The sequence below is a fragment of the Atlanticothrix silvestris CENA357 genome (assembly GCF_016056295.1).
Classification (GTDB): domain Bacteria; phylum Cyanobacteriota; class Cyanobacteriia; order Cyanobacteriales; family Nostocaceae; genus Atlanticothrix; species Atlanticothrix silvestris.
On sequence record NZ_JAECZB010000046.1, the window covers coordinates 1 to 19,681 of the forward strand.

The 19,681-nt window shown below is 39.6% G+C and carries 16 protein-coding genes and 1 pseudogene; 7 read left to right on the plus strand and 10 right to left on the minus strand.

Annotated elements, in window-relative coordinates; genetic code table 11:
- A pseudogene (locus I8751_RS15575) lies at window positions 1-269 on the minus strand (IS4 family transposase); the annotation flags it as partial.
- Between the two features lie 198 nt (window positions 270-467).
- Between I8751_RS15575 and I8751_RS15580 the strand changes: the two are divergent.
- Window positions 468-749 (plus strand): hypothetical protein, encoded by a 282-nt coding sequence (locus I8751_RS15580; protein ID WP_214440058.1) that lies wholly within the window; start codon window positions 468-470, stop codon window positions 747-749.
- Between the two features lie 380 nt (window positions 750-1,129).
- Here the strand turns inward: I8751_RS15580 and I8751_RS15585 are convergent, their stop codons facing one another.
- The 3 genes from I8751_RS15585 to I8751_RS15595 form a co-directional block, all read right to left on the minus strand.
- Complete coding sequence (locus tag I8751_RS15585; protein ID WP_214440059.1) at window positions 1,130-1,345, minus strand: hypothetical protein; 216 nt, start codon at window positions 1,343-1,345, stop codon at window positions 1,130-1,132.
- A 148-nt stretch (window positions 1,346-1,493) separates the two neighbouring features.
- Window positions 1,494-2,957, minus strand: coding sequence for a pentapeptide repeat-containing protein (locus I8751_RS15590; protein ID WP_214440060.1), 1,464 nt, complete (start codon window positions 2,955-2,957; stop codon window positions 1,494-1,496).
- Between the two features lie 281 nt (window positions 2,958-3,238).
- Complete coding sequence (locus I8751_RS15595; protein WP_214440061.1) at window positions 3,239-4,015, minus strand: pentapeptide repeat-containing protein; 777 nt, start codon at window positions 4,013-4,015, stop codon at window positions 3,239-3,241.
- Between the two features lie 224 nt (window positions 4,016-4,239).
- Between I8751_RS15595 and I8751_RS15600 the strand changes: the two genes are divergently transcribed.
- The 5 genes from I8751_RS15600 to I8751_RS15620 all read left to right on the plus strand — a co-directional run bounded on the left by I8751_RS15600 (window position 4,240) and on the right by I8751_RS15620 (window position 11,246).
- Window positions 4,240-5,451, plus strand: a complete 1,212-nt coding sequence (locus I8751_RS15600; protein ID WP_214440062.1) for an FAD-dependent oxidoreductase — start codon at window positions 4,240-4,242, stop codon at window positions 5,449-5,451.
- A 227-nt stretch (window positions 5,452-5,678) separates the two neighbouring features.
- Complete coding sequence (locus I8751_RS15605) at window positions 5,679-6,902, plus strand: ABC transporter substrate-binding protein (protein WP_214440063.1); 1,224 nt, start codon at window positions 5,679-5,681, stop codon at window positions 6,900-6,902.
- A 157-nt stretch (window positions 6,903-7,059) separates the two neighbouring features.
- Complete coding sequence (locus I8751_RS15610) at window positions 7,060-8,010, plus strand: branched-chain amino acid ABC transporter permease (protein WP_214440064.1); 951 nt, start codon at window positions 7,060-7,062, stop codon at window positions 8,008-8,010.
- Between the two features lie 321 nt (window positions 8,011-8,331).
- A complete protein-coding gene (locus I8751_RS15615) occupies window positions 8,332-9,804 on the plus strand; it encodes a TldD/PmbA family protein (RefSeq protein ID WP_214440065.1) in 1,473 nt (490 codons plus the stop codon).
- A 101-nt stretch (window positions 9,805-9,905) separates the two neighbouring features.
- The gene (locus I8751_RS15620) at window positions 9,906-11,246 is read left to right on the plus strand and encodes a TldD/PmbA family protein (RefSeq protein ID WP_214440066.1); all 1,341 of its coding nucleotides are present in this window, start codon (window positions 9,906-9,908) and stop codon (window positions 11,244-11,246) included.
- Window positions 11,247-11,300: 54 nt separating this feature from the next.
- Here the strand turns inward: I8751_RS15620 and I8751_RS15625 are convergent, their stop codons facing one another.
- The 4 genes from I8751_RS15625 to I8751_RS15640 all read right to left on the minus strand — a co-directional run bounded on the left by I8751_RS15625 (window position 11,301) and on the right by I8751_RS15640 (window position 16,401).
- Entirely contained in the window at window positions 11,301-11,747 is a 447-nt protein-coding gene (locus tag I8751_RS15625; RefSeq protein ID WP_214440067.1) for a pentapeptide repeat-containing protein, read from the minus strand.
- Window positions 11,748-11,973: 226 nt separating this feature from the next.
- Window positions 11,974-13,605, minus strand: a complete 1,632-nt coding sequence (locus I8751_RS15630; RefSeq protein ID WP_214440068.1) for a glycosyltransferase family 39 protein — start codon at window positions 13,603-13,605, stop codon at window positions 11,974-11,976.
- Window positions 13,606-13,657: 52 nt separating this feature from the next.
- Window positions 13,658-14,461: a GNAT family N-acetyltransferase gene (locus I8751_RS15635; RefSeq protein WP_214440069.1), complete on the minus strand. Its 804-nt coding sequence runs from the start codon at window positions 14,459-14,461 to the stop codon at window positions 13,658-13,660.
- Window positions 14,462-15,117: 656 nt separating this feature from the next.
- On the minus strand, window positions 15,118-16,401 hold the full coding sequence (locus I8751_RS15640) for an aspartate aminotransferase family protein (RefSeq protein ID WP_214440070.1): 1,284 nt from the start codon (window positions 16,399-16,401) through the stop codon (window positions 15,118-15,120).
- A 211-nt stretch (window positions 16,402-16,612) separates the two neighbouring features.
- Between I8751_RS15640 and I8751_RS15645 the strand changes: the two genes are divergently transcribed.
- A complete protein-coding gene (locus I8751_RS15645; protein WP_318780334.1) occupies window positions 16,613-17,677 on the plus strand; it encodes a potassium channel family protein in 1,065 nt (354 codons plus the stop codon).
- A 59-nt stretch (window positions 17,678-17,736) separates the two neighbouring features.
- Here the strand turns inward: I8751_RS15645 and I8751_RS15650 are convergent, their stop codons facing one another.
- On the minus strand, window positions 17,737-19,119 hold the full coding sequence (locus I8751_RS15650; RefSeq protein WP_214440071.1) for a pentapeptide repeat-containing protein: 1,383 nt from the start codon (window positions 19,117-19,119) through the stop codon (window positions 17,737-17,739).
- On the minus strand, window positions 19,109-19,681 hold a 573-nt coding region (locus I8751_RS15655), incomplete at its 5' end, for a pentapeptide repeat-containing protein (protein WP_214440072.1). The genes I8751_RS15650 and I8751_RS15655, both read right to left, overlap by 11 nt.

The window sequence follows — 19,681 nt, forward strand, 5'->3', positions numbered from 1 at the left end:
GCTCTTTTTTGTTCTATTAAACTAATGACGAACACATTTTCACCACGCCACTGTGTTCTATCAATCGCAAATATCAATTGTTTCTCCTGAGATTGTCTGCTGTTTTTAACCCATCTTTTGAGTAATGGAAACCAGATGTATTGAATTGATAACTCTGGCAGTAATAAAAATCTTTGGATGCTTCGTCGCCGACTCTCAAATTTTATCGGTTGGGGAAATACTGTCGCCAGCTTCTCAATTGTCACAGTTTTATGAAATTGTAACAGCATAATCAAGATTTCCAACATCTTGTACTGTGCGGGTGTCAGTACATTTTGAAAGCAGTTTTGGTAGAATTTAGGTAACATTATCATTTGATAGGTCTTGTTGAGAATACCTGACCTATCTTTTTTTACCCCAAAACAGTCACACTCTTGTATTTCCTGAGCTTCAGCCTCTTTGTCACCCCTTCAGCCAAAAGACATTAGTTGCCAAATTGCCAAAATTGCTTAGGGTGTTATCTCTCTGCCATATTCAGACTCCAGAACACTCAACAATTTTTCTTCCGCCGCCGTAAGATAAGGGCGATTCAGCTTACCCAAAGACTGCAACAGATTTTTGACTGTCTTCTCCAGCGAATCGGAATACACGCGATTGATGCGATCGCTCAAGGACTACATCTGCTCACACTCCTGAGGCAAGTAATTGAAGGACTTCAAATGCTGCATATTCGCTCGAAATGTACTGAAGTATCGGCAGCAGCAGCGTGACCAGAAGGAACACAGGCGGCAAGAGGAGGAGGAGAGAAATGCGACTTATGCAGCTAGGATGCAAACTCAATATGGAGTTGAGATGATTAGACCTTCATCTAATCTTTCGTCCACACCCCCCAATAATGGAGATGAGAGTAATAATTGGGGGGGTATGGACACAGATGAAAGCCTCAGTAATAAGTGTCATCATCCTTTATGGTTTCATAATCAATTTGTCCAGTTACTAAACCAAATTGAAACTCACCAAAACCTTTTTCATCCACTTCAATGTAAGCCTGAACTTCCATATTAACCCTCTTCTGTCACTTTCCGAGTATTCTGAATAAAAGGATGAAAAGAAAAAACTCTGGAAGGTAAGTAGGGCAATGGATGTAGAATTACAAATTATCAAACATTTGGCAAGAGATCCTCATCCAACAGTTGGCATCAAGTTCTCCATATAGTTCTTCAATAACTTCTTCCACGTTCCTTTGCTCTATTGATAAACCCTCAAAATTCACAAAGGCTAAAAAAACACCATATAAGCAGAGAATAAATATAATCGCCAGACCTATTAACCAATTTCTCAAACCGTCTGTGCTGTTATCAGACATAAATTACAGCAAATTTCATTTTTCTTCCTTTGCGCCTCTGCGCTACGCCAGTTGCTACAAGTCGGCGAAGCCGCCCAACGCACTGGCTCCTCTGCATGAGATAAAAAAGATACCGTAGATACGCCCAAATAATTAATGCTGCGGCAAATCAACTAGATTGTCGCCAATGTATTGGTGCTTCGACATAATCAGGCAGACGAGTTGTGCGATAATCGCCGAGCGCCATTCTAATCTGTTGTGATTCTAAATTTTTAGCTCCTGTCAAAACTGCTCCTTCCAGTTTGACATCACAGAGATTAGCGTCTAAGAAATTAGCTCCCATCAGGTTAGCCCAAGACAAATCAGCTTGATAGAGAATGGCCTTATTTAAATTGGCCCCCATGAGATTGGCCTTATACAAGTCAGCTTCCGTTAAACTGGCTTCGGTGAGGTTGGCAAAAAATACTTCTGTGTGATGTAGTTTAGCAGCATTCAAGTTTGCTCCCGACAGGTTGGCAGCATTGAGATTGGCTCCTGACAGGTTGGCTCCAATCAGCCCTGAAAGATGCAAGTTGGCTTTACCAAGTTTTGCTCCTTGTAAGTTAGCTAAAAATAGCTTGGCTCCAGAAAGGTTAGCAACTTTTAAGGTTGCTTGTTGCAAATTAGCTTTATAGAGGTTGGCTTCTTGCAAATTGGCTGCACGCAGACTTGCTCCTAAAAGGTTAGCTCCCCGCAGGTTTGCCCAACAAAGGTTGGCTCGATTGAGATTCGCCCAACAAAGGTTAGCTCCTCGCAGGTTTGCTTTCAGTAATGTGGCTTCATAAAGAATAGACTCGGTGAGTTTAGCACCTTCAAGGTCAGCCCCGCAAAGATCAGCATTACGCAGGTTTGCGCCGCAGAGGTCAGCACCACGCAAATCTGCCCGGTGGAGGTTGGCTCCCATCAAGTCTGCTCGCCTAATGTCGGTATGGCGTAAGTCTAGTTTTTGATTGTCTTGTTCTTGCTGGGAATTGCGCCTTCCGATGACAGTCAAAGCTGCTTGCACATCCCGGCGAATTTTTGGGGATGCTTCCTGGGTTTTTGATTCTGTCTGACGTTCCTTGTTTCTGTGTCTGCTCAAGTGTAACGACCGTAACTCTTCCCCACTTGCTGGCTCATCCTCGCAGATGGGAGTATTTTCTCGCACAAAAGCGGCGAGGATTTCCATAATTGTCCAGTGTTCTTGGGAAAATTCTTGAGCGATTCTTTCTAAAACATAAATTGCACCTGTTCGCGTTTCAATTCTCTCATGCCCCAGCTGGGTAATTGCCGCCATAAAGCGTTCTGTAACCAGCCTGTCTTGAGTTAGTTTAGTATTGGCGATGCTAATTTCAATATTTTTTTCAGCTGCGATCGCATTTTTTTGCATGGCTTCTGCACGTTTGGCTGCATAATAAGCATTAGTCATTACGGCCAATCCCAAAAAAACTATGGCAGTGGCTGTTAATGCTTGATTTCTTAATTGCATTTGTTGCGGAATTGATAATCCTTTGATATTGGATGATCCGAACACAATTAAAGTCAGTGCGAGAGCAAATACGACTGTTATAGCTATCAACCAACGTAGGAGTGTGTCTGTTTTATTAGCAGACATAGCAGTAATATTCCTCACGACACAGAATTATTACTTAGAGGTTTTAAAAAATCAGTATATCATTTAGCTAGAAAATTTGAATATGCGTCCTAAATATTAATTGATGGGGTATTTTTTGGCAATATTGTATCAAATGTTATAGCAACTTGATTTTAATCAAATTACTTATGCAATATATTAGGACTAATATCTGATACTGTTCCCTGTTCCCTACCTCTACAAGTAAGTTCAAGAATCCAAGCGAACTGCTATATCGCACCCTGTTTAAGTATCATTAACTGTCACACATAGCCTAATTCAGGGCTGACGGTATCTGTAATTGAAAATTGAGCTTCTCGAAGGTTCGCTCCATCTAGTTTTGTCTCATAAATAATAGCCTCACATAAATTGGCTAAATATAAATTTGACTTGCTTAGATTTGCTCCAGACAGATTTGCTCCAGACAAATTTGCTGCACTCAAAATGGCCCCAGACAGATTTGCTCCAGACAGGTTTGCTTCAGATAGATTTGCTGCACTCAAAATTGCTCCAGACAGGTTTGCTCCAGATAGATTTGCTCCAGACAGATTTACTTGATAAAAATTTGTCAGTTCTAGATTTGCCTGATTTAGATTTACCCCTCTCAGGTCAGTATGGCTCAAATCAATTTGTTCATTTTCTAACTCTTTTTGAACCTCTCTCCTACCAATAACAGTCAAAGCTAATTGAATATCTGTGCAAATTGTTAGTGATGGCTGACTTGTGGACTCTTCTGGAATGACAACTGGAGCATTATTTCGTACAAAATTGGTCAGTATGGCTATGATTTTCCAATGATGTTGGGGATAATCATGGGCAAACTTTTCTAAATCATAGATTGCCACCAGCCTGTTTTCAATTGTTGGATGGTTCAAATGTTCTATTGCTAATCTTAAGCATTGTTGGAGTGCCCGATGTGAAAGATTACGTGTTTTGTCTTGATTAAAAACTATCTGAGGTATGATGTTTATAAATGGTAATTGATTGATAATCGAATGCCTTTTTGCTGAGTAATAAGCATGAATCATTACTTTCAACATAAGCAATATTTTTAAAAATACTTAGTGGTGTCTGCTATTGTCTACGCATTTATAAAGTTGCACATTAGTAAATTTAATGATTATTTTTGTGCAAAAATATAGAAAATATTACTCTTAATTCAGTAGAGGTAAATCAAAGCGGATATTTATTATAGCTGCCATAAAATAGCCAAAAGTTATAATTATTACTGGGCAGAAAAAACCTGATGATTTATTCTTATTAGATGCAACAAAATTCCCAGCCAAAATTCAAAGAACTGGTGTTAATAGGTGGCGGTCACAGCCATGCCATTGTGCTAAGAATGTTTGGCATGAAACCATTACCGGGAGTTCGTTTGACATTAATTACCCCAGCGCCAGATACACCCTACTCTGGAATGCTACCAGGACATATTGCTGGATTTTACAGCCACAATGAATGCCACATTGACTTGCAAAAATTGGCAAGATTTGCTCAAGCACAGTTATACATTGACCGAGTAGTTGATTTTGATTTAAAAAACCACAAAGTGATTTGTGCTAACCGTCCTGCGGTAGATTTTGATGTACTGTCTGTTGATATTGGCAGTACTCCGGCCACAATATCTGTATCAGGTGCAGCAGAATATGCGATCGCAGCTAAACCAGTACCACAATTTTTAGAGCATTGGTATCAGTTAATAAAAAAAGTAACACAAAATCCCCAAGAACCGATAAGTATTGGCATTGTGGGTGGCGGTGCTGGTGGTGTAGAATTGGCGCTGTCGATGCAAGCTCATTTGCATCACATTTTGCGTGAACATCAGCAACCAATCAAAAATCTAGCAATTCATTTATGCCAACGTCATGAGGAATTGTTACCTCATTATCATCACTCAGTTCAGCGTTTAGTTAAGCAAGTTTTAACTAAGCGTGGTATCAACCTGCATTTGGGAGAGACTGTTTGTCAAATTGCGCCGCAGCAACTAACCTCTAATACTTCTGTACCAGAAAATCAGGGACATGAAGAAAGATTTGAGATTAAATGCGAATCTGGCTTGACAGTAGAATGTCAGAAAATTTTTTGGGTAACACAAGCATCTGCACCTCAATGGTTAAAAACAACGGGGCTAGGAACTGATGAGCAAGGCTTTATTTTAGTAAAAGATACATTACAATCTCAAACGCACCCAGAAGTGTTTGCAGCCGGTGACATTGCCACAATGATAAATCATCCTCATCCGAAAGCTGGGGTGTTTGCTGTGCGTCAAGGTAAACCCTTGTTTGAGAACTTACAGCAGTTCTTACTAGGTAAGCCACTCAAACCTTACATACCACAGCGGCAATATCTTAGTTTAATAGGTACAGGTGATGGAAAGGCGATCGCCACACGCGGTTTTTTTACTTTACCGCCTCATAAACTACTGTGGTGGTGGAAAGACTGGATTGACCGCCGTTTTATGAAACGCTTTAATTAGAGACTAGGGGCTAAGAAAAGCAGGGGAGCAGAGGAGAAATAACTATGCCCTATAAACCTTATGGGCACAGTTTTTATCAGCACTTTGAATATTAGCCGTTGCATGGTCAAATAAAAATGATTTAATAAAATTCTTGCAAAAGTTTATCCAGCTTAATCAGGTTTACAGATTTTGACTGATAAGGTTACTTTTTGCACCTTGTCTAATATCTATATGATTATTCACCGATGAAAAACGCTATTACTTGTACAACAGCATTATTATCTACTTGTGCTTTGCTACTGACAGCATGTGGTGGCGGCACTAATACCGGTACAAATCCTACAACTAACACACCAGCAACAACAGGAACATCAAGCGCTATTCCCATTGGTATTGCTGTCGCCCAAACTAGCAACGTAGCTTTACTTGGTCAAGAAGAAGTGGCTGGTGCAAAAATTGCTGAGAAGTATTTTAACGACAAAGGTGGTATTAACGGGACTCCGGTTAAATTAGTCTTTCAAGATACTGGCGGCGATGAAGCTGGAACAATTAACGCTTTTCAAACTTTAATTAATAAAGATAAAGTTGTCGGTATTGTGGGGCCAACATTGTCACAACAAGCTTTTAGTGCCAACCCTGTTGCCGAACGCGCTAAAGTACCAGTGATTGGCCCATCAAATACTGCTAAGGGAATACCTGAAATAGGTGATTATATTGCTCGTGTATCAGCACCAGTTTCCATCGTTGCTCCTAATTCAGTTAAAGCTGCACTTAAACAGAATCCCAACATCAAAAAAGTTGCTGTTTTCTACGCCCAAAATGACGCTTTTAGCAAATCCGAAACTGAGATTTTCCAAAAAACAGTTAAAGATCAAAATCTGGAATTAGTCACCGTACAAAAGTTTCAAACCAGTGATACAGATTTTCAAAGCCAAGCTACTAATGCTCTTAACCTCAAACCAGATTTAGTAATTATTTCAGGCTTGGCTGCTGATGGTGGTAACTTAGTACGACAACTACGAGAATTAGGTTACAAAGGCTTAATTGTTGGTGGTAATGGTCTTAATACCTCAAACGTATTAACAGTTTGTAAAGCATCTTGTGATGGAGTTTTGATTGCTCAAGCTTACAGCCCAGAACATCCAGGTGAAATTAACGCTGCGTTTCGCAAAGCTTATACTGACCAATATAAAAAAGAACCACCTCAATTTAGTGCCCAAACCTTTGCCGCAGTGCAAGTATATGTCGAAGCTCTCCAGGCTTTAGATAAAAAAAGCAAAGTTAATAAATTACAATTACCACAACTGCGGACACAACTGAATACACAATTACTAACTGGTAAATACAACACGCCCCTTGGTGAGATTGCTTTTACTCCAATAGGTGAAGTTGTGCAAAAAGATTTTTATGTAGCTCAAATCAAAATGGATAAAGATGGCAGTAAGGGTAAATTCGCATTTTTGAAATAAATAAAAATTGGGCATAGGGCATGGGGAAGAAGGGGTAAGGGGGAAAGGGTTAAAGGGTTTGTTTCTTCATCCTTTAACCTTTTCCCCCTCTTCTTGCTCCCCTGCTCCCCTGCTCTCTACTTCCCTAGACCCTAGCCCCTAATCCCTAATTATTTACATGAATTTCAGTCTATTTTTACAACAATTGTTGAATGGTTTATCCATTGGCAGCGTTTATGCAATTTTTGCCTTGGGTTACACTTTGGTGTACTCTATTTTGGGCATTATTAATTTAGCTCATGGAGCAATTTTTACCCTAGGTGCATATTTTACTTATGCACTGATGGGTGGTACTTTTGGATTTAACGGCTTGTTAGCTAATGCAACACTGCCCATACAATTGCCGTTTACTATAGCCTTGATTTTAGGTAGTACCTTAGCAGGATTGGTAGGCATAGCAATGGAACGTATTGCTTTTAAACCTTTACGTAACAAAGGTTCTGACCCCTTACTTACTGTTGTTTCGAGCTTGGGCGTAGCAGTAGTAATTGTTAACGTCATCCAGTATTTAGTAGGCGCAGAAAGTTACACATTTCCAGCCAACACTTACGGCAATTTGCCGCCTGCGATTAACTTTGGTAGTCCAGAACAACCAATACCGATTCGTAGCGTGCAAGTGGTGATTTTTGTCGTATCTATGGTAATTGTATCTCTTCTCACCTACTTTATTACTCGTACTAAATATGGTAAAGCAATTCAAGCGATCGCAGAAGATCCTACTACTGCCAGTTTACTCGGAATTAATAGCGATCGCTTTATTGTGCTGACGTTTTTTATTAGCAGTTTCTTAGCAGGATTAGCAGGAACATTGGTAGCCTCTAGTGTTAGCATTGCTGGCCCATATTTTGGCATAGGCTTTGGATTGCGGGGTCTAGCAGTGATTGTTTTGGGTGGTTTAGGCAGCATTCCTGGCGCAGTCCTAGGAGGATTGCTAATTGGATTAGTAGAAGCATTAGTTCCTGCTGAATATTCCGGTTATAAAGATGCCGTAGCCTTTGGAATTTTATTTATCATGCTGTTAGTTAGACCCCAAGGATTACTAGGACGGCGATTTATTCAAAAAGTATAAAAAACTCCACGCCACAAGGGAATAGAGTTTTTGTCAGTGGTCAGTGGTTAGTAGTCAGTTGCAAAGATACATAAAAACCACGCCACTTGCGCTTTGGGGGTCTTAGACTAGTCCAAAAACAACTGACCACTGACAACTGACAATTAACAACGGCACAGACACAGAGATATCAGAGAGAAAAAAGAAATTTGTCGAGTTAATTTGAAGGTGAGGAAACCCCTACTGCCTATCTGCCGATTGTGTCTTTCAGCGATTTGTTAGACTTAACAAACCAGGATTTTTCAGTCAAATCTCTGATAACGCCAGCAGACGAGGCTATCCATGCTTACAAGTACGCTACTTCTGTCAAACCAACTTCCCACCCTACAATATTCCTCAACACCAGAGCGATTCGATGAAACCTGGGAAGCCCCCTTGGCTACCCTTTTAGGACTCGGACGCGCTGCTGGGGCTGACTTTATTGAATTTTTCCTAGAGCGCCGCAACTATATTAGTTGTCTTGCAGAAGACGACGCTATCACCAGTATTTCACCGAGTTTAGCTACAGGTGCAGGAGTTAGAGTATTTCGTGGCAAAGCCGATTGCTACGTTAGTACAAATGACCTTTCGTTTTCCGGATTGAAAGCCGCCTTAGAAAAAGGCCTTTCCATCCTAGGATTACATTTACCTGCACCTAGTAATTTTATACCAGAAATTAATTTAGAACTACTGAGAGACTACGCTACTAAACGAGGCAAAGATGGCTGGCTCTCTCTGTGTAGTTCTATCCGAGAAATGGGAGAAGTTCTCCTTGATGGTACTGCCCACCTCAAGCAAAAAGCTAGCCATGTCCAATCACGCCGTGCTACCTATTTTCGGGATTGGCAAGAAGTTTTAGTCGCCGCCAGTGATGGCACTTTTGCTCGTGACATCCGCCTCACCCAATCGGTAGGATTTAACCTTTTGTGTGCAGATGGTGCAAATCGCGCCTCCATTGGTGAACGCGCTGGTAATACTAGCGATGCTAACTTTTTGAGAACTTGGGATTATCAACAAGCATCCGAGCAAATAGCAGAATCTGCTGGCAAAATGCTCTATGCAGATTATGTAGAATCAGGCACTTACCCCATCATCATGGCCAATCACTTTGGTGGAGTCATCTTCCATGAAGCCTGTGGACACTTGCTGGAAACTACCCAAATTGAACGCAACACCACACCATTCGCCGATAAAAAAGGTGAAAAAATTGCCCATGAAAGTCTGACAGCATGGGATGAAGGACGAGCAGAAAATGCCTTCGGTACAATTGACATGGATGACGAAGGTATGCCTGCTCAAAGAACTTTATTAATTGAAAAGGGCATTCTCAAAAACTTTTTAGCAGATAGAACAGGTTCTTCGCGTACCGGACATCCCAGAACTGGAAGTGGTCGTCGCCAGAATTATACTTTTGCCGCTGCTAGCCGGATGCGTAATACTTATATTGCTACTGGCGAACATACAACTGAAGATTTGTTTGCCTCTATCGATAAAGGTATTTACTGTAAAAAGATGGGTGGTGGTAGTGTCGGCGCTACTGGTCAATTTAACTTTGGCGTAGATGAAGCTTACCTAATTGAGAATGGCAAAATTACTAAACCACTGAAAGGAGCCATTCTCATTGGTGAAGCTAAGGAAATTATGAATAAAATTTCCTTATGTTCCCAAGATTTGGAACTCGCACCTGGGTTCTGCGGTTCTGTCAGTGGCAGTATTTACACCACAGTTGGTCAACCCCACATCAAAGTAGATTCAATTACTGTCGGGGGACGTTAAAAAATTCTTCGTGTCTTCGTGGTTAATCAAAACACAAGTACACGAAGGCACAAAAAAAGTAAGACTTTTGGCGCTACAAAATTTAAATTCAAAAATTGACTATGCCGAATATCAACGAAATTGCCAACTATGCCAAGGAAAATGCTAATAAACTTGGCATCAAAAAATTCGATGTTTATGGCTCAACAGTAGATGAAACTAGCGTCCAAGTAGACCAAGGTGAGCCAAAACAAGTCAAAGCTTCAAATCGTTCTGGTGTTACTGTTCGTGTCTGGAATGAAGAGAACACAATGGGTGTCACCAGTACCACAGATGTAGACCCCAAAGGGCTGGAATTAGCTTTAAAAACAGCTTATGAAGCTAGCTTTTTTGGTGTTAAGGAAAATGTTCCTGATTTTAGTCCAGAGGCTACTATTCCTATCCCAAATACGCCCCATGATAAAGCACCCCAAGCACCTGTTGCGGAACTAATAGAAAGACTTGTACTAGCAGAAAAAAAATTATTGACAGTTCATCCAGCAATCAAAGGTGTGCCCTATAACGGCTTGGCGCAACGAGATATTGACAGGTTCTATCTTAATAGTGAAGGTGCAGCCAGAACCGAATCTCACTCTTTGGCATCAGTTTATCTTTACAGTAAAACTGAAGAAGAAGGCAAGAAACCACGCAGTGCAGGCGCTTTTAGAATCAACCAAAGTTTAGATAATCTAGACATCAATGGTTGTATTAAAGAAACTGCCGAGAAAACTATTAGCCACTTGAACTACGAGAAAATCAAGACTGGCAAATATCGAGTCGTCTTTTCAGCGGAAGCCTTCTTAAGTCTTTTAGGTGCTTTTTCTAACTTGTTCAACGCTCAAAGCATTTTGGACAAACAAAGCTTATCTACTCCTGATGATTTGGGAAAGCAAATTGCTTCTCCTTTAATCTCAGTATATGATGATGCGCTACATTCTGCTAACGTAGGCGCAGAAAGTTTTGATGGTGAAGGAACTCCCACTCGTCAGATTTCGTTGATTGAAAGTGGTGTTTTAACGGGCTTTCTCCATAGTGCCGGGACTGCTAAAAGAATGAATGCTAAGCCCACGGGGAACGCAAGTATTGGTGCAAAAGTTAGCATCAGTCCCAATTTTTATCACGTTTTTGCAGCAGCAAATTCTGAACAAGAACTCAGCCTAGAAACTGCTGAGAATGTAATTTTTATAGATGATTTACAAGCTCTTCATGCAGGAGTGAAATCCTTACAAGGCTCTTTTTCTCTGCCTTTCGATGGTTGGATAATTAACAAAGGTGTTAAGACAAGCATTGAATCAGCAACTGTTGCTGGTGATTTCTTAGAACTTCTCAAATCAATTGTTTATGTGGAAAAAGAAGTTGAGTTAACACCAGGGGGAGTAGCTCCCAGAATTTGGATTGATGAATTGTCAATTACGGGAGAATAAAGTTACAAATTAGAAGTTACGAGTTTTCACTCTTAAACTCGTAACTCTTTATTATCATTCTTCTCCTCCAACACCAAGATTTATATCCAAACCATCAACCCCACTTACATTAGTACCAATCATCACAGCACCATCTACTTGAGCATTGTGCAATTGAGCATCACTCAAATCAGCATTTATCAAATTGGCATTATTAAAAGTAGTACCGCTGGCAAAAGCATCACTTAAATTAGCACCTTGTAAATTAGCGCCTTGTAAATCAGCACCTTCTAAATTAGCGCTTTCTAAATTAGCATCTTTTAAATTGGCATTTCTCAAATCCACACCAATTAAATGGGCCCCTCTGAGATTAACACCTTTTAAATTACATCCATAACAAGCTCTAGTTTCTATTAAGCGCTTTACTTGTTGGCTCTGGCTTTCGGCAGCTTCAACACTAATAGGAGCAGCTAGAGATAAGCTACTGAATAAAGCTGCGGCTGTCAAAAATATAGATTTCATATTTATTTACTATTTACCTTCAACACTTGTATGAAGAGAGTGAATAATCAACTTCATACTGTCCCATAATCTCAAATTCTTGATATTCTGTCCTCATACGATGGGGAGAATTTACTGATTAAAAAATCAACCACAATATTACTCCCTCAGCTAGAGCGAAGAAAGTGAAAAAGCAGAGAACAGGGAGAAGGTGATGGCACAAAATCCAAGATTTTCTGGATAATCTCTAACCTTGGCGTGAGGTACGAGGTTTGACTAATTTCCAGAGCAAGTAATACTTATCTTGGTAAACAATATTTGTTTGAGACTGGTACTTTGTGGCTATTTGCTCACGCCAGGTATCAGCAGGATTCAAGAGAAAAATATCACTGAATCCATTAGGAATATTAGGAATATCTTGATTCTGCACCAACTGAAATCGCACTTTTGGCTGTGTAAGATAACTCAAAGAAAAGACATTTCCATAATTTATGCCTACAGAATCACTAATCAAAAGCGGCTGAGCCGACTGATTGATAATCTTTGCAACTTGTGGATTACCATAACTAACTCCCTTACTCCACCAAGTCTCTGCTTGGTAACTCACCCTAGAAGAAACCAATCCACAGATAACTACCAGTAGTAGGATTATATGCCAAATGCTCCGGCGTAATAAGTTGCCATTATATAGTTGCGTAGCCAGCAGATAAACAACAGCGATTTGAATACCCAAATAAGATGGCATGAAATATGGCTCAGAATTTAAACGTATATCTCCAGAAATTACATCGGGCAATATTAAAGGTAAGACTGGTACTATAATTAATGCCACAACAAACAACCAAACTTTGTAATTTGTTCTTCGACAAAGACAATAAATAGCATATCCCACCAAAATTAAAAAAATTGGCGAAATTAAGTATATTAAAGGATTGTCTAAGCGTAAGCCTAAATCAAAAAAAATTCGGCTAACCTGCATCAGCCAAAATGGAATTAAAGGTATTTGAGATGCCTGTGTTGCCTTTACATCTGCTGAAATGAGAAATTGAAAAAAATCAGCAGCTACAATCGTTATCCAAGGCATGAAGGCTAAAAACCCTACCACTGATGCTAGCAAATAAGATCTGACAGTCTCATTCAATTGGAATTTTGATGTTGTCAATACATAAATTCCATGAGCAAATGCTACAAATATAGTCCACAGAGATGTATAAAGGCTTAGTATTAAAGTGATTGCATAAATTCCCCAGGTAGCAAAGCGGTCGGGTAATTTTTGCTGTTGTTCTAACTCGTTTTGATCTTTGAATTCTAGAGATGCTGCTCGCACCAGTGCAGCGCTACATAAAATTATAGTAACGAACCAAAGAATATATTCTCTTGCTTCTTGGGCATAAATGATTTGTATAGGGGAGATTGACATCAGTGCGATCGCTACGGTAGGTATTGATAACGGCACATTAAATAATTCTCGGCATAACCAATAAATCGAAGGAAATACCAACAAGCTAATCAAGGCAGATAAACTTCTAATTGCTGTTATCGAATTACCAAAAATTTCTACCCAAAATCTAGCTATTAAGTAATAAAACGGTGGATGTTGTGAGTCTTCTTTTACCAGAGACATAATAGTATCATTAACGCTTTTTTCTAAATTAGGAGTTTGGAATTTGCTAAAACTTTCTTGACTAATAACTCGACCATTAAATATTTCTTGTTTAACTTCGTCTACTGTGTAACCTGAAATTCTCAATGAGGTATAAGTTTCATCGTGCGAGTACACTTTGCTCTCAAGATTAACAAAGCGAAATAATGTACCCATCATCAACAAAAAGATCATTAAAAATCGCAACCAACTCGGAACGAGAGTAAGATGCCGCATAAACTATTTTTTGTAAAAAATAACACAGTAGGATGAATAAAAAATGAGATATTTATTTTTTCTGACAAACTGGAGAATGCCACCGAGTGAAATCTTCTATATTAGATATAGTCAAAAAATCAATAGTTTGAAATTGACGATCAATTGCTGGTAAGCTACATATTTTAGCCCCAATATTTAAATAGGCCTGCAAAATATTAGGAATTTCCACATTACATCCATCTAGACATGTTGAAGTATTTTCTAGACAATATTGCGAATTTGGGTTAACTAAAATACTCGAATGCATCAGGTTATTCTGCTGAAAATAGAGATACGCACAAGCCGCTTCTTCAGCACATTGAGTGAGTAATGAAGCACAACCAAAAAAGTATTTATTTTGACTCCAGATGAGATAATTAGCTAATCCTTCCCAAAGTAATAAAAGCGCTTGAATATTACGATATTCTTTAGCTATACATGCCCGTCCAACTTCTACAGATGCCTGTAGTATAAAACCAGGAATTTCATCTAAATTAAATATATCAGCAGCATCAAAACCTAGCCCTTGTATAGCCATTGTATAAGTTTGCATCCGATAAGTTCCAATCGTTGTACCAGTTTGTTTGCAAATAAGCATTAAATGATGGCAGACAGCATCAAACTGATCTTGATCCATCTGGTTAAAGTTAGAACTAGAAAATCCCAAGCCTAACTCCAGATTAAAAACTTCAAATCGCAAGCGGAAAATAGAGTCTAATTCTTCTTCATTGGAGGCAAGTTGTAGGATATATTTGTCGGTTTCAAGGACAGGAAAATCTGTCAAAAATGAAGGAGGACTAAGTGGGTAATTGATGTTGCGATAAGAAATTTCCATCTGTCTTCCAACTTTAAGATGTGCGAAGATATCCTACTAGGATTTACACGCTGCATGTAACGTGTGAAAACGCTATTTGTGCAGTTTTAGAGAACAGATTTACGGAAAGGTGATTTAATGTAAATCATGCTTTGATAACATGCCGATTGATTACCGACAATTCATTCCCGCAAAATCTCTCCCAAAAGCAGCAGTAATCGTTCCCCAGCCCTTAAACTAACCCCCAAAAGAAGAGAATTTTGGCATTTCCTGGTAAAAGAGGTGTGCAACTGAGGGGTGAATAGGGGATGGTGCTTTTATTATGAGCTTGAATTCTAGAAAAATCTGGCAATAAGATACAGAATTGACTTAATGCATACATCTATTTTTATGTCAATTCTAGTTTAGTGAAGACCATAGCAGGGAATAGGTAAGAAAACCTGTTGGTGTAAGGATTTGATGTTCAATTTATGTTCTAATTTGCTGACCACTGCTGTAACAATTCTCAATGTGAACTAGTGGTCTGTCAAATTCATTTTGATGGTTGGCGAGACGCGATAAATTACTGTCTCTACAGAAAATTTATTCGTCAATTATAAAAAGCCCACCGCTAGATGCTTACTTGCTAAAGCGGTGGGTACTTCACCATTTTTAATTCAAACAGGAGAACGTCAATACTAAGCCGTGATAGTTGCGATCGCCTGTTCAACAGCTTGCAATGCCATGTCCACTTCTTTTTCTGTGATAATTAATGGCGGTACAAACCGGACAACTTTTGGCCCGGCTGGTACAAGCAATAAACCCCTATCTATGGCAGCTTTGACAATCTCAGGTGCGGTGAGAGCAACATCTGCTTGCAACTCCATGCCATTGATCAAACCCCAACCCCGGACTTCAGAAATGTAATTGGGATATTTGGCAGCGATCGCTCTTAACCCAGATCGCAACTGTTCACCCCGTGCTTCCACATTCTGTAAAAGATTTTCCCGTTCCAATGTTTGACAGACGCTCAAAGCAACTCCACAAACAAAGGGATTTCCGCCAAAAGTACTGGCGTGTTCCCCTGGTTGAAAGACATCGCAGAATTTTTTGCTCATCATCGCCCCAATCGGGATACCACCGCCTAAACCTTTAGCGCTGGTAAAAATATCTGGTTCAACACCAAGATGTTCATACCCCCATAACTTACCACTGCGTCCCATGCCAACTTGTACTTCATCGAAAATCAACAAAATACCAGTTTCATCACAAATTTCTCGCAGTTTTTGGAAGTAAGCAACATCTCCGGGACGTACACCGCCTTCTCCTTGTAATGGCTCTATCAAAATTGCCGCCACGCGGTAATCACCTTCATCCAACTCGCTAATTGCTTCTTCTACTGCATTAATATCGTTGTAAGGTACGTAGTGAAAACCCGGAACTAAGGGATCAAAGTATTTCTGATACTTCGGCTGTGCTGTAGCTGTAATTGTTGCCAAAGTCCGCCCGTGGAAACTGGCATTAGCTGTGATGATTATCGGTTTTTCAATGTCTAGAACTGTGTGAGCATATTTTCTAGCCAATTTAATTGCGGCTTCATTTGCTTCAGCACCGGAGTTACAGAAAAAGACGCGATCGGCACAGGAATGTTGAATTAGCCATTGAGCTAATTCACCTTGTTCGGGAATGTAGTACAAATTAGAAACGTGATGCAGCTTGCTAATTTGGCGTGTTACCGCTTCTACCATAGCTGGGTGGGCGTGTCCTAAAGTACAAGTGGCAATTCCCGCTACAAAGTCCAGGTATTCCCGACCCTGTGTATCCCAAACCCGGCATCCAGCACCCCGTTCTAAGGCTAGGGGAAAGCGGGCATAAGTTGACATGACAGCTTCATCGAAGCTATCAGCGTCAAAAGGGTTAGATGGCACAAAGCCTGACTCTGGGGGGATGGTGGCTTGCTCAATTAGAGTTTCTATGCTCACTACCGCGCCTCCTGAAAAATTTTCATCGTATACTTACATACTAGTTTGCTAGAAATTTTTATAAATTTCTTTTTCTTAGGTTAACGCTTGTAGCATTTCTCGTTTGAGTGAGGTACATATTAGGGACTAGGGATTAGAGGTTACAGGGCACATCATGTAATTGGGAACTGCTATAAATATCCTCAAAGAATGACAATGGTGAGAAAAAACCTTGTATTCAACACTTGAGAAGAAATACAAACTCATTCAAAAAGAGTTAATGATCGGGACGATCGCCCTTGGCGGTGTTTTCCTGATTGGTACTTTGTGGTATCGGCTAATGGAGGGTTGGTCATGGGAAGACGCAGCCTACATGACTGTCATCACCTTAGCGACTGTGGGATATGGCGAGACACACCCATTGGGTAGCCGAGGACGGTTGTTTACCATTGCCTTGATTTTGTTGGGTGTAATCAATATTGGTTACATTGTCAATAGATTTACAGAAGCGGTAATTCAAGGCTACTTTCAAGAAGGTATTCGGCTACGGCAACAGAGGCGGTTAATGGAATCTCTATTAGAACATTACATTATCTGTGGATTTAGTCGGACTGGTCGTCAGATTGCCAAAGAATTTTGGGCAGAAGGTGTATCTTTTGTAGTCATAGATTCTGAGGTGGAGTCTGTACAAAAAGCCCAGACAGAAGGTTATATGGCATACCAAGGTGATGCCACTCTAGATGACACACTCCTGAAAGTTGGTATTGAACGGGCAATTTGTATAGTTGCGGCATTACCTTCCGACGCGGAAAATTTATATACAGTTTTATCAGCAAAAACCCTGAACCCTGGAATTCGGGCGATCGCTCGTGCCAGTACAGAAGAAGCTCTGCAAAAGTTACAGCGTGGCGGTGCAGATGCAGTAATTTCACCCTACATTACTGGTGGCAAAAGAATGGCTGCGGCTGCCCTCAGACCCCAAGTTATGGATTTTGTAGATGGGATTCTCACAGGTGCAGACCGCCAGTTGTATATGGAAGAATTTTTACTCGACCCGGCTTTTTGTCCTTTTGTAGGTCAAACTCTGCAAAAAGCCAAACTGCGATCGCAAACCGGAGGATTAATTCTAGCTATTCGTCGCATTGACGGCAACTTGATTGGCGGCCCCACTGGCGAGACGGTTTTAATGCCAGGAGACACATTGATTTGTATGGGTACAGCTGAACAACTGCGTAGTCTTAATCAAATTCTGGGGCCAATTCGTTCTCAGAAATTGCGTAAACCGAAAAATAGCTGACCCAAGAGGCCTGGGAACATAAGGTAGAGTAACTCATAATTACTTTAAATTGACATCCATCAAGGATTTTTTTCGCATTTCTCCTCAGCGTTATTAAGTTCACGCATCTTTCTTGCTTTAGGGTCTAGATTGCTTGGCAGTTTAGTTGCTTGATTGTAACAGGCATCCGTTAAATCAGTCTTTTCATTAACGACAACATCCAGAAGATTAGCACCTCTCAGGTCAGCATTTATAAGCTTTGCATCTGGGAGGTTAGCTTTTGTGAGATTTACTTCTGTGAGGTCGGCTTTGATCAGCTTTGCTTTGGTGAGATCCGCTTCTGAGAGATCAGCTTTGATTAGCTTTGCTTCTGTAAGATCCGCTTCTGTGAGATCAGCAGCATTTCTACTCCGAGTGAAAAGACGCGTCAAAAGATTACTATTATTGATTTTCTTTAAAGAATTTTTATGTCTAAATTGGACAGATGTAAGGTTAGCTTTTCTCAGGTTAGCCCGTTGAAGTTTAGCATTACTCAAATCCGCATTTTTTAAAACAGAACCACTCAAGTCAGCTTCAGCTAAATCGATATTACTAAGATTAATATTGCTCAGATCCGCACCAGGAGCCTTTATATTCCGTAAACTCACTCCTTGTTTAACTAAATCTTCAAGAGCTAAGTTGTTACCACTTTTAATTTCTTCTTTTCCTGAATTGATAATTTCCCATGCACGATATTTGGGTTCAATCTTATCTTGAAGAGTATCGTTGATATATAAAATTACTGCCACTAATATAGATAGCCTTCCCAAATTATCCAACATTGGTAATATATCCATCTGGCTAATGAGGTGATTCAAATGCTCTATACGGCGTTCTATATTAGCTAGTATTGATTTCCACGAGGATTGCTGCCATTCTGCATCTATTTTTTGCTGGCAGTAGTCTTTAAACATTTGACGATAGCTGTCCAATGGTATGTTTGCTTCATGTGCTGCTTTTATCAGTCGAATCTCACAAATCACCTTATCTTTGATTACATATAATTCAGCAAAAGCTTGATATAACTCTAAAAATTCTGTTTCGGGAGGAGTAAGAAGCTTCTTTAAGTCTTCCGCCGATAGAGGCGATAGGTTATCTATTTCTGGTTTACCAAGACGATTTAGATCTTCAAGTGTTTCTTGACGCAAACACAAGTAGTCACATTTTATATCGTCTGTCTTAGTTGCTGCTGTAATTTTCCAATTCTCAATACAAGCACCAGTAAGAGTAGCTTGACTTAAATCTGCACCATCTAGATTTGCCTCTATTAAGTTGGCATGTGATAAATTTGCTTCTCGTAAATCTGCATCTTTTAAATTAGCCTCTTTAAAACTAGCACCTTCCAAGTCAGCTTGTTGTAAATTAATACCTTCAAGATTTAAATAATCAAAATTTTTATTTTCTGAATTTTTATTATTTCTCATTTTTATCTTTTGCCTTTCTACTAACTACTAAATTCAGTATTTGTCGGTACTGTAAATAACTTCTTCCTATATGAGCAAGATTAATATTTTCAGATCCAGTCCAATCAACGTGTTTAATATTAGCTCCTCTAAAATCTGTATTTTTCAGTTCAGCTTCAGTAAAGTTTGCTTCGGTTAGATTAGCTTGTCGAAAACTTGTACTTTCCACAAATCTAGATAATAAATATCCTATGTCGCGAACCGATATATATCTCTTATCAGCCTCTATAGCTTGCTTACCAACATACAAACCTTGTGTGCAAGCAATAAGCACAATAATAAAAGAGAATAAAAATTCTACTTTTTTAAGATTAAACAAATCATTTAAAAATTGAAATAAAAACCACCCATAAAATATGAATATTGCAAGAGAAACAGCTATTATTAGAAAAATTATAATAAAACTCTGACTATTATTTTTACCATTACTAGTTGGGTTGCTATTTTTGCTATTCGGTGTATTATAATTATTAGTTAATTCCAAGCAATAATTTACTAATGCACTATATATATATAGTGGTAT

Bases quoted from the DNA above. Each gene is read 5' to 3' on its own strand.
- I8751_RS15585 (WP_214440059.1), bottom strand. From the start codon at position 1,345: ATGTCTGATAACAGCACAGACGGTTTGAGAAATTGGTTAATAGGTCTG.
- I8751_RS15590 (WP_214440060.1), bottom strand. From the start codon at position 2,957: ATGTCTGCTAATAAAACAGACACACTCCTACGTTGGTTGATAGCTATA.
- I8751_RS15595 (WP_214440061.1), bottom strand. From the start codon at position 4,015: ATGTTGAAAGTAATGATTCATGCTTATTACTCAGCAAAAAGGCATTCG.
- I8751_RS15600 (WP_214440062.1), top strand. From the start codon at position 4,240: ATGCAACAAAATTCCCAGCCAAAATTCAAAGAACTGGTGTTAATAGGT.
- I8751_RS15605 (WP_214440063.1), top strand. From the start codon at position 5,679: ATGAAAAACGCTATTACTTGTACAACAGCATTATTATCTACTTGTGCT.
- I8751_RS15610 (WP_214440064.1), top strand. From the start codon at position 7,060: ATGAATTTCAGTCTATTTTTACAACAATTGTTGAATGGTTTATCCATT.
- I8751_RS15615 (WP_214440065.1), top strand. From the start codon at position 8,332: ATGCTTACAAGTACGCTACTTCTGTCAAACCAACTTCCCACCCTACAA.
- I8751_RS15620 (WP_214440066.1), top strand. From the start codon at position 9,906: ATGCCGAATATCAACGAAATTGCCAACTATGCCAAGGAAAATGCTAAT.
- I8751_RS15625 (WP_214440067.1), bottom strand. From the start codon at position 11,747: ATGAAATCTATATTTTTGACAGCCGCAGCTTTATTCAGTAGCTTATCT.
- I8751_RS15630 (WP_214440068.1), bottom strand. From the start codon at position 13,605: ATGCGGCATCTTACTCTCGTTCCGAGTTGGTTGCGATTTTTAATGATC.
- I8751_RS15635 (WP_214440069.1), bottom strand. From the start codon at position 14,461: ATGGAAATTTCTTATCGCAACATCAATTACCCACTTAGTCCTCCTTCA.
- I8751_RS15650 (WP_214440071.1), bottom strand. From the start codon at position 19,119: ATGAGAAATAATAAAAATTCAGAAAATAAAAATTTTGATTATTTAAAT.